The sequence below is a fragment of the Streptomyces sp. NPDC090994 genome (assembly GCF_044768905.1).
Classification (GTDB): Bacteria; Actinomycetota; Actinomycetes; order Streptomycetales; family Streptomycetaceae; genus Streptomyces.
Window position 1 is genome coordinate 220,053 of the sequence record NZ_JBIVWS010000001.1, and the last position, 15,685, is coordinate 235,737.

Here is a 15,685-nt window from a genome sequence, read left to right on the forward strand (position 1 = left end):
GGCTAGTACTGCGTCTGCACGTACTCCCAGAACCCGTCCCGCAGCGCCCGCCGCAGGTCGGGCTGGCCGCGCAGGGAGTACTGGAGCAGCCCCTCGGCCTCGACCAGCAGGTCCTGGTCGACCGGGCCGGGCAGGTACGGGTGGCCGTCGAGGAGTTCCACCAGCGCCTCCCGGCCCCGGGACGCCAGCCATTTCGCCGCGATCTGCGAACCGACGAAGCGGACGTTCTCCCGGGTCGGCCGGCCCGTGCCCGTCGCCTCGTAGACGGGCAGGGTGCGTCTGGAGACGTACGGCTTGAAGAAGTCCAGGTCGAAGGTGCGCTGGCTGTCGACCTCCCAGAGCAGCGGGTCGGCCTGGTTGCGCCCCTCGGGGGCCTCGACGCCCCAGAGGTGGACGCGGGCGCCGTACCCCTGGGCGGCCTCGACCGCGGAGACCAGGTCCTCGTCGCCGCCGAGCAGGGCCGCGTCGCTGATCGCGCGGTGCCGGGCGAGGGACTCCAGGTCGCTGCGGATCAGGGAGTCGACGCCCTTCTGCTGGTTGTTGGCGTTCAGGTTGCCCAGCCGTACCTTCACGTCGGGCAGCTCGGCGATGGACTGCTGCTCGGCGGTGTGGATGCGGCGCCGGGCGCCGTCGTACCAGTAGACCCGCAGCAGCCGGCTGTCCGCGAAGATGGTGCGCGCCCGGTCGATGAGCGCCTCGATCAGTCCCTCGGCGTCCAGGTCGAAGGCCCGGCGGTCCTCGGTCCCGGCGACCAGTCGTCCCGCCGCCGCGTACAGGTATCCCGCGTCCACGAAGATCGCGTGGGTGGAGGGCGTCTTCGCCACCTCGGCGAGCATGCGCTGGAGCAGCTCGTTGGTGCGTTCGATGCGGTCGGGCAGGGATGCGAGGTCGTCGTTCATCACCTCCATTGTCCCGGCGGTCACGCAGCGAACACAACCGGTCCCGATCAGTCTTGTACCAGCCGGTAATTAGTCTTTCGAAAAATTTCTTTAGCGTAGGGAATGTTTGTAACATCCGGCCCGTTGACTAGCTGTGGAACCCCGGGCACCGATGACCCTTGGGGATCCCCTCAGTAGTTCTCCTCAGGAGGATGACCAGACGAAGGGAGAGGCCATGCGCTTTGAAGTCATGCGACTCGACGACATCGACGGCACGCCCGTGGACAGCACAGTCGTGGACGCCGCCTCCGTCAACCGGATAGTCCAGCAGGCCGCCGCCATCGGGCAGCGCCTGTGGATCCGCCCGGCCGAGACCACGGCCTCGTAGCGGCGGATCGTTCACACCGCTCCGTCCGGGCCCCCGCGTACGCACGTCGTACACGGGGGCCCGGTCGCGTCCACCGCCCTTGAGACCCTGCGGCCGGCCCCGCGGCCGGCCCTGCGGCCGGCCCCGCGGCCCTCACGCCCCCTGGATCACCTGCGTGACGCCGTTGATGATCTGCTGCACGGCGATCGCGGAGAGCATCATGCCCGCGAGCCGGGTCACCAGGACCACACCGCCGTCCTTGATGACCCGGATGATCAGCAGCGAGTACCGCATCACCAGCCACAGCACGACATGGATGGCGAGGATCGCCGACCACACCGACAGCTGACCGCTCACCCCGTCGGCCTTCTGCACCGCGAGGATCACGGAGACGATCGCGCCCGGCCCGGCGAGCAGCGGCATGCCGAGCGGTACGAGGGCGACGTTGACGTCCTTGGTCTGCTTGGGCTCGTCCGTCTTGCCGGTGAGCAGGTCCAGCGCGATCAGGAGCAGCAGCAGTCCGCCCGCGATCATCAGCGCGGGCACCGACACGTGCAGATAGTCCAGGATCTGGTGCCCGAGCAGCCCGAACACGGTGATCACGCCGCCGGCGACACAGACGGCCTGGAACGCCATCCGCTTCTGCACCTTGCCGGGCCGACCGGCGGTCAGGGCCAGGAAGATCGGGGTGATCCCAGGGGGATCCATGATGACAAAAAGGGTCAGGAAGAGAGAACCGAAGACGGCGATGTCGAACATGGGTGAGCTACTGACCTTGCGGAGGTACGCGCACGGGTGCGCGGCGGGAGTACGGGTCTCGGGACGGAGGTACGGATCTCGGAACGGAGGCGCGGACGGACGCGGGCCTCAGGCCCCGCCGGCCCCCGGCACCGGGAACGCCCCGAACGCACGCCGCGTGATCTCCCCGTAGACCTCGGGGTCGGTCGTGTACTCGCCGAGCACACAGGTCTTCCGGCTGCCGTGGTAGTCGCTCGACCCGGTCACCAGCAGCCCCAGCTCATCGGCGAGACCGCGCAGCCGGACCCTGGTCCCGGCGTCGTGGTCCATGTGGTCGACCTCGATGCCGTCGAGCCCGGCGGCGGCCAGCTCGGCGATCGCCGACTCCGGCACCGTACGCCCGCGCTTGGCGGCGGCCGGGTGCGCGAACACCGCGACGCCGCCCGCGCCCTTGATCAGCCGGATGGCCTCGAAGGGGTCGGTCTCGTGCTTGTCCACGAAGGCCCGGCCGCCGTCGGCCAGCCAGTCCTGGGTGAAGGCGTCGCCCACGGTCGGTACGACACCCAGCTCGACGAGGGCGGAGGCCACGTGCGGACGCCCGACCGAGCCGTCGCCGGCGATCCGCGCGACCTGCTCCCAGGTGACGGGCACGCCCAGCTCGTTGAGCTTGGCGATCATGCCCTTGGCGCGCGGCACCCGGTCGTCCCGGACCAGCTCCCGCTCGGCGAGCAGGGCCGGCTCCTCGGGGTCGAAGAGGTAGGCGAGCATGTGCATGCTGACGCCGTCGATACGGCAGGACAGCTCGGCGCCGGTGACCAGCGTGAGCCCCGCGGGCAGCGCGTCGATCGCCTCGGCGTGGCCCCGGGTGGTGTCGTGGTCGGTCAGCGCGACCACGTCCAGCCCGGCCGCGGCGGCGTTGCGCACCAGCTCGGCCGGGGTGTCCGTACCGTCGGACGCGGTGGAGTGGCAGTGCAGATCGATGCGCACGGCGGGCTCCAGACGGCGACGGAAGAGAAGCGGACGAAGAAAGGATAACCGGATTCCCACCGTCCCCCGTCACACCCACTGCCCCTGAGAGCCCCCTACAAGCCCCCTGTGCGCTCACGCCACCAGGGAGCAGCCAGGCGCCACGCCACCCAGGTACTACGGCTGCCCCCAGGGGCTACGGCTGAAGCAACCGCGGTGACAGCGCCCCGCACGGCACCAGCTCCACCTCCGCCCCCGCCTCCCGCAGGTCCGCCAGCACCAGTTCGTCGTACATCAGCAGCCCGGACTGCTCGGGCCAGACCACGGCCCACAGCCACATGCCGAGCGCCTCGCCCGCGAAGACGGCCCGGTCGACGGGCGCGCCGGAGACGTGCCAGAGCGGGGTCGGGCGGCCGGCGGCGAGCACCTTGGCCTGCGGCGGTTTCTCGACGTCCAGGGAGGGTCCCGGGTCCGGCCCGTCCAGACCGGCGTAGTACGCGCCGAGTCCGACCCCCAGTTCCTCGGCCACCAGGATCAGCTCGCCGACGCCCCCGAGCGGTCCGGGCCCGGAGCAGGCCACGGCCGTCGCGCGTCCGCCGCTGCGGTCGTCGCCCGCGCAGGCCACGCCCGTGAACAGCCAGCCGACCGGCAGCGGCCACGGCATCCACACCGGCACCTGGGTGCGGTGGACCACGACCTCCAGGGCTTCGACGCTCGGCGGTATCACGGGCTGGACCGGGTGGACCGCGCCGTGCACATCGCACTGCCAGGAATCGGCGAAGAGACCGGGCGCCCTGACCCGGCCACCGCACTTCGGGCAACTGGGTTCGCCCCTCATAGAGCCCCACGGTCCTACCCCGGCCCCGCCGCGTCAAGGACGATCACCCGTCCGGAGGCGCCGGCGAGGGCCGCCCTGACGCCCCGCTGACCAGCCAAAAGTAGATGTAGTTTGCATCATTTAGCTGACCTAACTTATTGTATGTAAACACCAACCATCTCTGCGCATTGGAGCCAGCATGGACCCCTTCGAAGCGGGGGCCGGCAGTATCCTCAGGCAGCCCAAGGCCGTCTGGGCGACCGCCGGCGCGTCCGTCGTCGCCTTCATGGGCATCGGCCTGGTCGACCCGATCCTGCCGTCCATCGCGACCGGACTGCACGCGAGCGCCAGCCAGGTCTCCCTGCTCTTCACCTCGTACTTCCTGATCACCGCGATCGCGATGCTGGTCACCGGCTTCGTCTCCAGCCGGATCGGCGGCAAGAAGACCCTGCTGCTCGGCCTCGCCTTCGTGGTGGTCTTCGCGGGCCTGGCCGGGACCTCGGACACGGTCGGCCAGCTGGTCGGCTACCGGGCCGGCTGGGGCCTGGGCAACGCGCTCTTCGTCTCGACCGCCCTCGCGGTCATCGTCGGCGCGGCGGCCGGCGGCAGCGCCGCGGCGATCCTGCTCTACGAGTCCGCCCTCGGCCTCGGCATGGCCTGCGGCCCGCTGCTGGGCGCGGTGCTCGGCGACGCGAGCTGGCGCTACCCGTTCTTCGGCACCGCGTTCCTGATGGCGGTCGGCTTCCTGTGCATCGCGGCGTTCCTGCGGGAGCAGCCGAAGCCCGCCCGCAAGACCTCGCTGCTCGACCCGGTCAGGGCGCTCGGCCACGGCGGTCTCGCCTCGGCCGCGATCTCGGCGTTCTTCTACAACTACACGTTCTTCACCGTGCTGGCCTTCACCCCGTTCGTGCTGAACATGACGCCGTACAAGTCGGGTGCCGTGTTCTTCGCGTGGGGCGTGCTGCTGGCCGTCTTCTCGGTGCTCGTGGCGCCGCGCATGCAGCAGCGGTTCGGCTCGCTGAAGGTGCTCGGCGGCTCGCTGGTGCTGCTGGCGGCGGACGTGCTCGTGCTCGGCTACGGCAACCACACCGCGGCGGTCGTCTGCACGATCCTGTCCGGCGCCTTCATCGGCGTGAACAACACCGTCTACACGGAACTGGCCCTCGGCGTCTCCGACGCCCCGCGTCCGGTGGCCAGCGCCGGCTACAACTTCGTGCGCTGGTTCGCCGCCGCCGCGGCCCCGTACTTCGCACCGAAGATCGAGGAGTGGACCGACATCCACGTCCCGTTCGTGGTGGCGGCGGTCACCGCGGTGCTCGGCGCGGCCGTGGTCGCCGTACGCCGCCGGTCCCTCACCCACAAGGCCGAGGAACTGGAGCCGAAGCACGCCACCGAGGACGGCGTCTCGGCGTTCGCCGGCTGACGCCCCCGCGGGGTGAGTCAGGTCACCCCAGCGGTACGGACCCGCGGGCCGGGTCGCGCAGGTCCGTACCGTGCGTCAGCCAGCGTTCCTGGAGCGCCTGTCCGCCGTGCACCCGCTTCCAGGCGGCCTCGTTGGGCGTCATCGGCAGCAGCGGCAGGAAGCGCACGGGGTCCAGCGGCGCGTCCAGTTCCAGGTCCGCCACCAGACCGCCCGGCTCGGCGACCAGGACGGAGGTGAACGGCGCCCCGGGCCACAGCGGCTTCCCCAGGTCCAGCGAGGCGCCGGGAGCCAGGACCACGCCCTCGACCTGCGGGGACGCGGCGAGCACGGCCAGCGGACGGAGCACCTTGTCGGTGTCGGCGAGGCCGGCGCGGACGGAGAGGACCAGCTCGGCGCGGGGCCCCTCGACCGGGTGGGCGAGCACCGCCGTGGGGTCCGCCATCGGCTGCGCGGACATGCCCAGGGTGGCGTAGCGGACGACGCTCCCGTCCTGGCCCGAGGCATGGAAGCGGAGCACCTCGATACGGTCCGTGCCGAGGAAGGTGACCCCCGCGCGGGCGTCCGGTTCGCCGAGCGCGCTGCGCAACCGGGCCTCGACCAGAGGAAGAACATCTGTCATGCCGCGAGCATAGAACTCGTCAGTACGAGGCAAAGCGGCACCTTGACACAAGCGGCGGCTGGTACTCTGGGCCGGTCGTCGGGCAGCCCGCACAAGCGCGGAGCGCAAGTCCCGTCGCTGCGTTGGAGACTCCCCTACGGGGAACCCCTCTAAACGAGGGAATGGACGTCCCTTACGAGGGACCGGCCGGAGGAGGTGGGGCTGGCATGGACCGAAGTCGACCGTGCAGTACCACCCGCTCTTCCGGCCGCTGACGTCGCCGCCTCCGGAATCCCGCCGGTCGCCGCCTTCCGTCAGCCGCGCGCTTTCCTGCGGAAGAGCACTTCGTCTCACTCATGAGAACTCATGTGAACCAGCAGTGAAGACACGCCACCGCGACGGTGGGGTGCTCCCCGCTTTGTGGACGCGCCGGGCACGCGTACGTACCGGGCTCGCGTAAGTACAGGACGTCCTCATTCCGGGTGGTTCCACCCGTCGCCCCGGCCGCCGTTCGCTGCCCGTAGCGAAGGAGCCTGCCATGTCGATGATCCGTGACCTGCGAGCCGCGGTCCGCCCCTCCCGCGTGCCGCCGCGCAAGGACAGCGGCGCCTACGACACCACCCGCGACCCGGCCTCCGCCTCGGCCGTGGTCGACTGCGCCGTCTACCGCGACGGCCGCCGCGTCCACACCGACGCCCCGCTCAGCCCGCACGAGGCGATGCGCCAGGTGCGCCGCGACGGCGGGTTCGTGTGGATGGGGCTGCACGAGCCCACCGAGGACGAGTTCGCCGGGATCGCCGGCGAGTTCGGGCTGCACCCGCTGGCCGTGGAGGACGCCGTCGTCGCCCACCAGCGGCCCAAGCTGGAGCGGTACGACGACTCCCTGTTCACCGTCTTCAAGACCGTCCACTACGTCGACCACGACGAACTGACCGCCAACAGCGAGGTCGTCGAGTCCGGCGAGGTCATGTGCTTCACCGGGCGGGACTTCGTCATCACCGTCCGGCACGGCGGCAAGGGCTCGCTGCGCGCGCTGCGCCACCGCCTGCAGGACGACCCCGAGCTGCTCCTCAAGGGCCCCTCGGCGGTGCTGCACGCCATCGCCGACCACGTCGTCGACGGCTACATCGCGGTCGCCGACGCCGTGCAGGACGACATCGACGAGGTCGAGACCGAGGTGTTCTCGCCCGGCCGCAAGGGCTCCCCGCGCGGCACCGACGCCGGGCGGATCTACCAACTCAAGCGGGAGGTCCTGGAGTTCAAGCGGGCGGTCTCCCCGCTGCTGCGGCCCATGCAGCTGCTCAGCGAGCGGCCGATGCGGCTGGTCGACCCCGACATCCAGAAGTACTTCCGGGACGTCGCCGACCACCTCGCCCGGGTGCACGAGCAGGTCATCGGCTTCGACGAGCTGCTCAACTCCATCCTCCAGGCCAACCTCGCCCAGGCGTCCGTCGCGCAGAACGAGGACATGCGGAAGATCACCTCGTGGGCCGCGATCGTCGCCGTACCGACGATGGTGTGCGGGGTGTACGGCATGAACTTCGATCACATGCCCGAACTGCACTGGCGGTTCGGCTACCCGATGGTCCTCGGCGTCACCGTCGCCATCTGTTTCGGCATCCACCGCACGCTGAAGCGCAACGGCTGGCTGTGACCCCCCTCGGGCGGGTCTCGTTAGGCTGGCGGGCATGACAAGCGAGCTGCTCGACCAGGCCCTCGTCGAGGAGGCCACCAAGAAGTCCGGCCTCATCTGGGTCGCGGGCCCCGGGAGCCCGGCCCGCGCGCTGTGGCACGTCTGGCACGAGGGCGCGGCCTGTGTCGTCGGCGACGGGCCCGGCGAGCAGCCGCTGCCGTCCCTGACCGACGGGGCCACGGCCGAGGTGACGGTCCGCAGCAAGGACAAGGGCGGCCGGCTGGTCGCCTGGACGGCCCGGGTCGCGGAGCTGGCGGCCGGCTCCGAGGCGTGGCAGGGGGCCGTCGACGAGCTGAAGGGCAAGCGGCTCAACGCCCCCGACGCCGAGACGATGCCCCAGCGCTGGGCGCGCGAGTGCCGCGTGCTGCGGCTGGAGCCGACGGGGACGACGACGCCGCTGCCCGACGGCTCCCTGGCCGAGGCGCCGCTGCCCACACCGGCGACCACGCGGGAGCCGGTACCGGCGGGGCTGCCCCGGCTGCTGTGGAAGCGGCGCAAGCGGTAGGAACCCCGGCGGAGTCAGGACGTCGGCAGCTGCTTGCCGTAGTCCAGGGTGTCGTCCTTGTCCGGTTCGGTCAGGGCGAAGTCCTTGTTCCAGTCGGAGAAGGTCAGCGTGCCCGCGCTGCCCGCCCGGACCAGGCGCAGCGGATACGGCTTGCCCTCCAGGGAGACGTCCAGCGAACCGCCGTCTCCCCCGTCCCCGCTGATGCGCACGGTGCGGGTGCCGTTCTGCTCGTGCCGGCCCTCGGTCTCCACGGTGCCGTGCAGCGCCAGCAGACCGTCGAGGAGCACGTCCTTGTCCGTGAACCCGCTGAACTTCTTGTACGAGGGGTCGCCCTGCGGCACCTTCACGTACTTGCCGGCCAGCTTCTCGGCCGCGGTGGCGTCCGCGTCGCCGGTGTCGTGGCTCCAGAAGTCGGCGTCGGCCTTGAGGAAGAGCTGCTCGCCGACCCGCAGCAGCCCGAACGTCGCGCCCTCCGCGGTGACCGACCCGGTGCCCCCGTCGGACTTCAGGCGCATGTCGAGCGCGTACGTACTGCCGCTGGTGACGACGGTCCCGTGCAGCCGCACGGTCTGGGCGGCCTCGGCGACGGTGCGGGTCTTGCGCTGGATCTGCGCCGCGGACAGCTTGCCGACCCCGTTGGTGCCCGCGTCGGGGTCCTCGCCGCCGCATCCCGTCAGCCCCGTCCCCACGGCCAGGACACACGCGGCGCCGGCGAGAGCGGCCCGGGGATTTCTGCGCCGGGGAGTCACAGTCACGGGTGGGGCTGCCTTTCTCGCGGGAGACCGGTGCGGCGTACGGCAGCGTACCGGGGCCGGACGCGGGCGGCGGAGCCAGTCCGTCCGGACCGGCCACCAGGGCGGACGGGTTCCGGACGGGCTAGCCTGAAGGGCGTCCGAGCGGGCATTTCGGAAAAGGGACAGAGCACGACGACGCAGCACGCCTGCACACGCCGGCGTGAGGAAAAGGAGCCGCGGCCATGGCAGCCGGCGCCCCCCGGATCTTCGTATCGCACCTCTCCGGTGTCGCCGTCTTCGACCCCAACGGCGACCAGGTGGGGCGGGTGCGTGATCTGGTCGTCATGCTCCGCGTCGGACAGAAACCCCCGCGGCTGCTCGGCCTGGTGGTCGAGGTCGCCACCCGCCGCCGGATCTTCCTGCCGATGACCCGGGTCACCGGCGTCCAGTCCGGCCAGGTGCTCACCACCGGCGTGCTCAACGTCCGCCGCTTCGAGCAGCGGCCCACCGAGCGCCTCGTCTTCGGCGAACTGCTCGACCGGCGCGTCACCCTCGCCGAGACCGGCGAGGAGGTCACCGTCCTGGACCTGTCGGTGCACCAGCTGCCCGCCCGCCGGGACTGGGAGATCGACAAGATCTTCGTCCGCCGGGGCCGCCGGGGCGGCGCGTTCCGGCGCAGCAAGGGCGAGGCGCTGACGGTGGAGTGGTCGGCGGTCACCGGGTTCTCCGCGGAGGAGCAGGGGCAGGGCGCGGAGAACCTCCTCGCCACCTTCGAACAGCTCCGCCCCGCCGACCTCGCCAACGTCCTGCACCACCTGTCCGCCAAGCGCCGCGCCGAGGTCGCCGCCGCCCTCGACGACGACCGGCTGGCCGACGTCCTGGAGGAGCTGCCGGAGGACGACCAGATCGAGATCCTCGGCAAGCTGGCGGAGGAGCGGGCCGCCGACGTCCTGGAGGCGATGGACCCCGACGACGCCGCAGACCTGCTGGGCGAACTGCCCGAGCAGGACAAGGAGCGGCTGCTGAGCCTGATGAAGCCCGACGACGCCGCCGACATGCGGCGGCTGATGGCGTACGAGGAGCACACGGCCGGCGGTCTGATGACGACCGAGCCGATCGTGCTGCGGCCCGACGCCACCGTCGCCGACGCCCTGGCCCGCATCCGCAACCCCGACCTGTCCCCGGCGCACGCCGCGCAGGTCTACGTCTGCCGCCCGCCCGACGAGACGCCGACCGGCAAGTACCTCGGCACGGTCCACTTCCAGCGGCTGCTGCGGGACCCCCCGTACACGCTGGTCGGCTCGATCATCGACGACGATCTGCAACCGCTGGAGCCGGACGCCGCGCTGCCGGTCGTCGCCGGGTTCTTCGCGACGTACGACATGGTGGCGGCGCCCGTGGTCGACGACTCGGGGTCGCTGCTGGGCGCGGTCACCGTGGACGACGTACTGGACCACATGCTGCCCGACGACTGGCGGGAGACCGAGTACCACCTGGAAGAAGCGGACGCCGAGGGGGTGCGTGCCGATGGCGCCGGAGCGTGAGACGCCCGTGCGGGAGCGCGCCGTCTCGGGCGCGACGGCCGCCTCCCGGCACCGCGGGCCCCGCCTCGACCAGCCGCGCGCGCCGCGCCGCCGGCTGCTGCCCGAGTACGACCCGGAGGCGTTCGGGCGGCTGTCGGAGCGGATCGCGCGCTTCCTGGGCACCGGGCGGTTCATCGTCTGGATGACGGTCGTCATCATCGTGTGGGTGGTGTGGAACATCTCCGCCCCCGCCGCCCTGCGGTTCGACGAGTACCCGTTCATCTTCCTGACGCTGATGCTGTCCCTCCAGGCGTCCTACGCCGCCCCGCTGATCCTGCTCGCGCAGAACCGGCAGGACGACCGGGACCGGGTCAACCTGGAGCAGGACCGCAAGCAGAACGAGCGGTCGATCGCCGACACCGAGTACCTGACCCGCGAGATCGCCGCCCTGCGGATCGGCCTGGGCGAGGTCGCCACCCGGGACTGGATCCGCGACGAACTCCAGGAAATGATCAAGGAACTGGACTCCCGGCGCGACGGCCACCACCCCGGGACCGACGTAAACCTGGCACTCCCGGCGGAACCGCCGCGGGGACGTGACGCAGACGACCGCTGACGGGCTTTCCGCCGCCCGCGCCGGGCGCCGTACCATCGGTGCCATGGCTACGGAAGACGCGGTGCGCGAAGCACTGGCGACGGTGAACGACCCCGAGATCAACCGGCCCATCACGGAACTCGGGATGGTCAAGTCGGTGGAGATCGGCGCGGACGGGGCGGTCGCGGTCACCGTGTACCTGACGGTCTCCGGCTGCCCGATGCGCGACACCATCACCCAGCGCGTGACCGACGCCGTCTCGCGCGTCGACGGCGTCACGCGGGTCGACGTCACGCTGGACGTGATGAGCGACGAACAGCGCAAGGAGCTGGCCAGCGCGCTGCGCGGCGGCCAGACCGAGCGCGAGGTCCCCTTCGCCAAGCCCGGCAGCCTCACCCGGGTCTACGCGGTCGCCTCGGGCAAGGGCGGCGTCGGCAAGTCGTCGGTGACGGTCAACCTGGCGGCGTCGATGGCGGCGGACGGCCTGAAGGTCGGCGTGGTGGACGCGGACATCTACGGCCACTCCGTGCCGCGCATGCTGGGCGCCGACGGGCGGCCCACCCAGGTCGAGAACATGATCATGCCGCCGTCAGCGAACGGCGTGAAGGTCATCTCCATCGGCATGTTCACCCCGGGCAACGCCCCGGTGGTGTGGCGCGGCCCGATGCTGCACCGCGCGCTCCAGCAGTTCCTGGCCGACGTGTACTGGGGTGACCTGGACGTCCTGCTGCTCGACCTGCCGCCGGGCACGGGCGACATCGCGATCTCCGTCGCCCAGCTGGTACCGAACGCCGAGATCCTGGTCGTGACGACGCCTCAGCAGGCGGCGGCCGAGGTGGCCGAGCGGGCGGGTGCCATCGCCGTACAGACCCATCAGAAGATCGTCGGCGTGGTCGAGAACATGTCCGGGCTGCCCTGCCCGCACTGCGGCGAGATGGTCGACGTCTTCGGCACGGGCGGCGGTCAGATGGTCGCCGACGGCCTGACCCGCACCACCGGCGCCTCGGTCCCGGTCCTCGGCTCCATCCCGATCGACGTCCGCCTGCGCGAGGGCGGCGACGAGGGCAAGCCGGTGGTCCTCACCGACCCGGACTCCCCGGCGGGCGCGGCCCTGCGCTCGATCGCGGGGAAGCTGGGGGGACGGCAGCGGGGTCTGTCGGGCCTGTCGCTGGGGATCACCCCGAAGAACAAGTTCTGAGTACTGCCTCAAGGGTCATGCCCCAGGGGCTCGGGGAACCGCGCGAGCGACCGCGACCGACCCGCGGTCGCCCCACAGCGGAGCTCCCCTCCGCGGCGAAGGGGCGCCGAAGACAACCGGCGCCCCACCGTTCACGCGTACGCGGCGATGTCCTGCACCGCGGCGAAGGCCAGCCCGTACACGCTCATCCCCCTGCCGTACGCCCCCAGGTGCACCCCCTGCTCGGTGGAACCGGCCAGCACCCACCCGAACTCCGACTCCCGGTAGTGGAACGGCGTGGGCACGCCGTCCACCGGCAGCGACAGCGTCGACCAGTCCTCGCCGTCGAGATCGTCCGCGAGGACCCACGCCGTCTCGGTCTGCTGGTCCAGCCAGTCGTCCCGCAGCGAGTGGTCCATCTGCCCCGGCCAGGTGAAGGAGAGCAGCCCCACCCCGGCCAGCCACGCCGCCGAGGACACCGACGTGGCCTCCAGCATCCCCGTACCGTCCGCGCTGCGCCGCACCGGGTTGGCCGCGACCGTCACGACGACCGCGAACTTCTCCGTGGCGTCCTTCTCGTCACCCGCCACGTGCTCGTTGCGCACCGACGGCTCGTCCCCGTGTCCGAGCGAACCGTGTTCCACCGCCCCGTCGGCGGCCGCGCCGACCTGCATCAGCCAGCGCGGCCCGGTGAACGCCTCGTCGAGGCCGTACCAAGGAAAGGGCGCACGCAGGTAGCCGTCGACCGCACTCCGGGCGGAAGGGGACTCTTCTCCGCCCTCCGCGGCCGGCGTCTGCGCGACTGCCCGACTCGTCGTCTCCATGTGCCCGGACGCCTCCTCGCTCTAGTCGGACCGGCACGGCCCGCCCCCCATCGGGCGTACTCGTACGATCCGTACAACAAGTCGGCAGCATAGCCACACCGGTCGGGGCGGCCGGGAAAGCGCCCGGCGCGTGGAGCGCGCGGGCGACGGGTTCAGGCCGTGCGCCACCGCAACGGAGTAGGACGAGACGCAGGCGTCAGAGCGTCAGGTGGCGTCCGCGTCGTAGGGCGGGCGCTCCTCGCGCACCGTGGTCTCCGGCTTCTTGGTCATGTCGATCCGGCCGGAGGACGAGGACGAGGACCCGGACGACGAGGAGGTCTCGGACTCCCGGCCCTGGACCGCGTCGGCGACCTCGGCCATCTCCTTCTTCAGGTCGAAGCCGTTGCGGATCTCCTTGAGCCCCAGGTCGTCGTTGTCCAGCTGCTTGCGGATGAACGTCTTGGGGTTGAGGTCCTCGAACTCGAAGTCCTTGAACTCGGGGCCGAGCTCCTGCCGGATGTCCTGCTTGGCGCTCTCCGAGAACTCGCGGATCTTCCGGATCGTGCGCGTCACGTCCTGGATGACCTTGGGGAGCTTGTCCGGACCGAAGACGAGCACGGCGAGGACGACGAGCGTGACCAGCTCGAGTGGTCCTATGTCATTGAACACCTGAAGCTCCTTGGGATGTCCGGGCCGCCTCCACGGTACCCGCCCATCCCATGAGACCGGTACAGTCCCGTCCGCTCCCCGTGCGCCGGGTCCGGTCGCTTTCCGCGTTGTTTGCCATCCGGTTCAGTCTCCGTCCGAGGAACCGAGCGTCAGCGAGACCTTCCTCACCTCGCCGTCCCGTTCCAGGGTGAGGGCGAGACGGTCGCCGGGGCGGTGGGCGCGGGTGCGGACGATCAGTTCCTCTCCGGAGTGGACGCGGCGGCCGTCCACGGCGGTGATCACGTCGCCCGCCTTGAGGCCGGCCTTGTCACCGGGGCCGCCCTCGGCGACCGCGGGGCCGCCGTCGCCGCCCCGGGTGCCGACGCGGGCGCCGTCCCCGGCGTAGTTCATGTCGAGGGTGACGCCGATGACCGGGTGGGTGGCGTGACCGGTGTCGATCAGTTCCTCGGCGACGCGCTTGCCCTGGTTGACCGGGATGGCGAAGCCGAGCCCTATGGAGCCGGCCTGGCCGCCGTCCGGGGTGGTGGAGCCGTCGGCGGAGCGGATGGCGGAGTTGATGCCGACGACGCGGCCGGCGGCGTCCAGGAGGGGGCCGCCGGAGTTGCCGGGGTTGATGGGGGCGTCGGTCTGGAGCGCGTCGACGTAGGACACGTCGCTGCCGTCGGCCTCCTCGCCGCCCGCCGTGATGGGCCGCTCGGTGGCGCTGATGATGCCGGAGGTGACCGTGCCCGCCAGGTCGAAGGGGGCGCCGATGGCGACGACGGGGTCGCCGACCCGGACGTTGTCGGAGTTGCCGAGCGGCACCGGGCTGAGTCCGCGCACGCCTCGCACCTTGACCACGGCGAGGTCGTATCCGCTGTCCCGGCCGACGACGGTGGCCTCGGCGCTGTCGCCGCTGTGGAAGGTCACCGTGATGACGCCGTCGGCGCCGGCGGGCGCGACGACGTGGTTGTTGGTGAGGATGTGGCCGCGGGTGTCGAGGACGAAGCCGGTGCCGGTGCCTCCCTGCTCGGCGCCGCTCGCGTGCAGGGTGACCACGCCGGGGAGCGCCTTCGCGGCGATCCCGGCCACGCTGTCCGGGTCCCGCCCGGCGGGTTCCTCGGCCGCCTGCGGAAGCTCTACGGCGCCGAGGCCGCCGTTGCGCTCCAGGTACGTCCCGACGACACCGCCGGCCAGGCCGGAGACGACCGCCAGCAGGACCGCCGGCCCGACCAGCGCCTTCCGCGCCCGGCTCCGCCGCCGGCTCTCGCCCACGGAGCCCACGGAGCCCTCAGCCTCCACAGGGCCCACAGCACCCGCAGCACCCGTCGCGCCGTTCTGCCGTGCCGCCCCGCCGGTCCGCGCCACGGCCCAGGGGTCGTAGCGGGCCCAGGGGTCAAGGGCCGGGGCCCGGTCAGGGGCGGGGGCCGGATCGTGGGCGGGGGGCGGCACCGCGGGGGTGGGCGGGGGAACGGTCGGCGAGACCGCCCCGTGGGCCGGAGGGGTCGGCCGCGGTGGAACGCCGACGGCGAGCGGCGCCGCCGGGGGCAGGACCGGAGGGGTCGGCCGCGGTGGAACGCCAGAGGCGGGCGGCGCCGCCGGGGGCAGGACCGGAGGGGTCGGCCGCGGCGGGACGCCAGAGGCGGGCGGCGCCAGCTGCGGCGGGACGCCAGAGACGGGCGGCGCCGGCTGCGGCGGGACGCCAAGGGCCGGCGGGACCGTCCGCGGCGGCACTCCGGAGGCGGGCGGCGCCGCCGGATGCCGGACCGGCGGTGCCGGAGCCCAGGGGCCGGGCTGACCGTACGGCGGGGTGTCGTACGGATCCGGGTCGGAGCCGGAGTCGGAGCCGGGGGTGGCGTCGGAACCCGGGACCGAGCCAGAACCCGGGGCCAAGCCGGAACCCGGGGCCGAGCCAGAACCCGGGGCCAAGCCGGAACCCGGGGCCGAGCCGGAACCCGGGGCGGATCCGGGACCCGGGGCCGAGCCGGAGCCGGGGGCGGGGCTGATGCCAGGGGCGGGCGGGTCCGTAGGCTCGGGGCGGTCGGCCGCGGCCGGCGCAGGCGCCGCCCCAGGGCCGTCACCGCCCTGGTCCCCCTCCGGCTCCCGGGGCCGGGCCGGCTCGAAGCCGCCGTCGGGCTTGCCCTCGTTCATGTTCTCCCCACAGCTGGCCGCCGCGCGGCCCGTCGACTGCGCGCCACCCCGGATTCAATCAAACCCGGT

16 protein-coding genes are annotated in these 15,685 nt (G+C 72.1%); 7 read left to right on the forward strand and 9 right to left on the reverse strand.

What is annotated here, in order from left to right; all coding sequences use genetic code 11:
* Positions 1-2 precede the first annotated feature (2 nt).
* A complete protein-coding gene (locus tag ACIQR3_RS01005; protein ID WP_215172299.1) occupies positions 3-899 on the reverse strand; it encodes an NYN domain-containing protein in 897 nt (298 codons plus the stop codon).
* A 214-nt stretch (positions 900-1,113) separates the two neighbouring features.
* Between ACIQR3_RS01005 and ACIQR3_RS01010 the strand changes: the two genes are divergently transcribed.
* A complete protein-coding gene (locus ACIQR3_RS01010) occupies positions 1,114-1,266 on the forward strand; it encodes a hypothetical protein (protein ID WP_215172297.1) in 153 nt (50 codons plus the stop codon).
* A gap of 132 nt (positions 1,267-1,398) precedes the next feature.
* Here the strand turns inward: ACIQR3_RS01010 and ACIQR3_RS01015 are convergent, their stop codons facing one another.
* From ACIQR3_RS01015 to ACIQR3_RS01025, 3 genes are all read right to left on the reverse strand, one after another.
* Positions 1,399-2,004, reverse strand: a complete 606-nt coding sequence (locus ACIQR3_RS01015; RefSeq protein ID WP_215172295.1) for a MarC family protein — start codon at positions 2,002-2,004, stop codon at positions 1,399-1,401.
* 108 nt (positions 2,005-2,112) lie between these two features.
* Entirely contained in the window at positions 2,113-2,970 is an 858-nt protein-coding gene (locus ACIQR3_RS01020; RefSeq protein ID WP_403532531.1) for a PHP domain-containing protein, read from the reverse strand.
* 175 nt (positions 2,971-3,145) lie between these two features.
* On the reverse strand, positions 3,146-3,787 hold the full coding sequence (locus tag ACIQR3_RS01025) for a DUF6758 family protein (RefSeq protein WP_215172291.1): 642 nt from the start codon (positions 3,785-3,787) through the stop codon (positions 3,146-3,148).
* Positions 3,788-3,965: 178 nt separating this feature from the next.
* Here ACIQR3_RS01025 and ACIQR3_RS01030 point away from each other — a divergent pair, with 178 nt between their 5' ends.
* Positions 3,966-5,189: an MFS transporter gene (locus ACIQR3_RS01030; protein WP_403532534.1), complete on the forward strand. Its 1,224-nt coding sequence runs from the start codon at positions 3,966-3,968 to the stop codon at positions 5,187-5,189.
* 22 nt (positions 5,190-5,211) lie between these two features.
* Here the strand turns inward: ACIQR3_RS01030 and ACIQR3_RS01035 are convergent, their stop codons facing one another.
* The gene (locus ACIQR3_RS01035) at positions 5,212-5,808 is read right to left on the reverse strand and encodes a suppressor of fused domain protein (protein ID WP_403532536.1); all 597 of its coding nucleotides are present in this window, start codon (positions 5,806-5,808) and stop codon (positions 5,212-5,214) included.
* Positions 5,809-6,325: 517 nt separating this feature from the next.
* Between ACIQR3_RS01035 and ACIQR3_RS01040 the strand changes: the two genes are divergently transcribed.
* Together ACIQR3_RS01040 and ACIQR3_RS01045 are read left to right on the forward strand one after the other, a co-directional pair.
* On the forward strand, positions 6,326-7,441 hold the full coding sequence (locus ACIQR3_RS01040; RefSeq protein ID WP_403532538.1) for a magnesium and cobalt transport protein CorA: 1,116 nt from the start codon (positions 6,326-6,328) through the stop codon (positions 7,439-7,441).
* Positions 7,442-7,475: 34 nt separating this feature from the next.
* Positions 7,476-7,985 (forward strand): hypothetical protein, encoded by a 510-nt coding sequence (locus ACIQR3_RS01045; protein WP_403532540.1) that lies wholly within the window; start codon positions 7,476-7,478, stop codon positions 7,983-7,985.
* A gap of 14 nt (positions 7,986-7,999) precedes the next feature.
* On the opposite strand, the gene ACIQR3_RS01050 is transcribed toward ACIQR3_RS01045, so the two are convergent.
* Positions 8,000-8,740 (reverse strand): hypothetical protein, encoded by a 741-nt coding sequence (locus ACIQR3_RS01050; protein ID WP_403532542.1) that lies wholly within the window; start codon positions 8,738-8,740, stop codon positions 8,000-8,002.
* A 221-nt stretch (positions 8,741-8,961) separates the two neighbouring features.
* On the opposite strand from ACIQR3_RS01050, the gene ACIQR3_RS01055 reads away from it, so the two are divergent.
* The 3 genes from ACIQR3_RS01055 to ACIQR3_RS01065 are packed head-to-tail and all read left to right on the forward strand — an operon-like array spanning position 8,962 to position 12,035.
* Entirely contained in the window at positions 8,962-10,263 is a 1,302-nt protein-coding gene (locus tag ACIQR3_RS01055) for a magnesium transporter MgtE N-terminal domain-containing protein (RefSeq protein WP_403532544.1), read from the forward strand.
* Positions 10,247-10,858 carry a DUF1003 domain-containing protein gene (locus ACIQR3_RS01060; protein WP_403532546.1) on the forward strand — a complete coding sequence of 204 codons (612 nt, stop codon included), beginning with the start codon at positions 10,247-10,249 and terminating at the stop codon, positions 10,856-10,858. Before ACIQR3_RS01055 ends, ACIQR3_RS01060 begins: the two co-directional genes overlap by 17 nt.
* Positions 10,859-10,901: 43 nt before the next feature.
* Complete coding sequence (locus ACIQR3_RS01065) at positions 10,902-12,035, forward strand: Mrp/NBP35 family ATP-binding protein (protein WP_403532548.1); 1,134 nt, start codon at positions 10,902-10,904, stop codon at positions 12,033-12,035.
* Positions 12,036-12,166: 131 nt separating this feature from the next.
* Here the strand turns inward: ACIQR3_RS01065 and ACIQR3_RS01070 are convergent, their stop codons facing one another.
* The 3 genes from ACIQR3_RS01070 to ACIQR3_RS01080 all read right to left on the reverse strand — a co-directional run bounded on the left by ACIQR3_RS01070 (position 12,167) and on the right by ACIQR3_RS01080 (position 15,616).
* Entirely contained in the window at positions 12,167-12,838 is a 672-nt protein-coding gene (locus ACIQR3_RS01070) for a hypothetical protein (protein WP_403532550.1), read from the reverse strand.
* A 204-nt stretch (positions 12,839-13,042) separates the two neighbouring features.
* Positions 13,043-13,486, reverse strand: a complete 444-nt coding sequence (locus tag ACIQR3_RS01075; RefSeq protein ID WP_403532551.1) for a sec-independent translocase — start codon at positions 13,484-13,486, stop codon at positions 13,043-13,045.
* Positions 13,487-13,609: 123 nt separating this feature from the next.
* Positions 13,610-15,616, reverse strand: a complete 2,007-nt coding sequence (locus ACIQR3_RS01080) for a trypsin-like peptidase domain-containing protein (RefSeq protein WP_403532553.1) — start codon at positions 15,614-15,616, stop codon at positions 13,610-13,612.
* Positions 15,617-15,685: the final 69 nt, after the last annotated feature.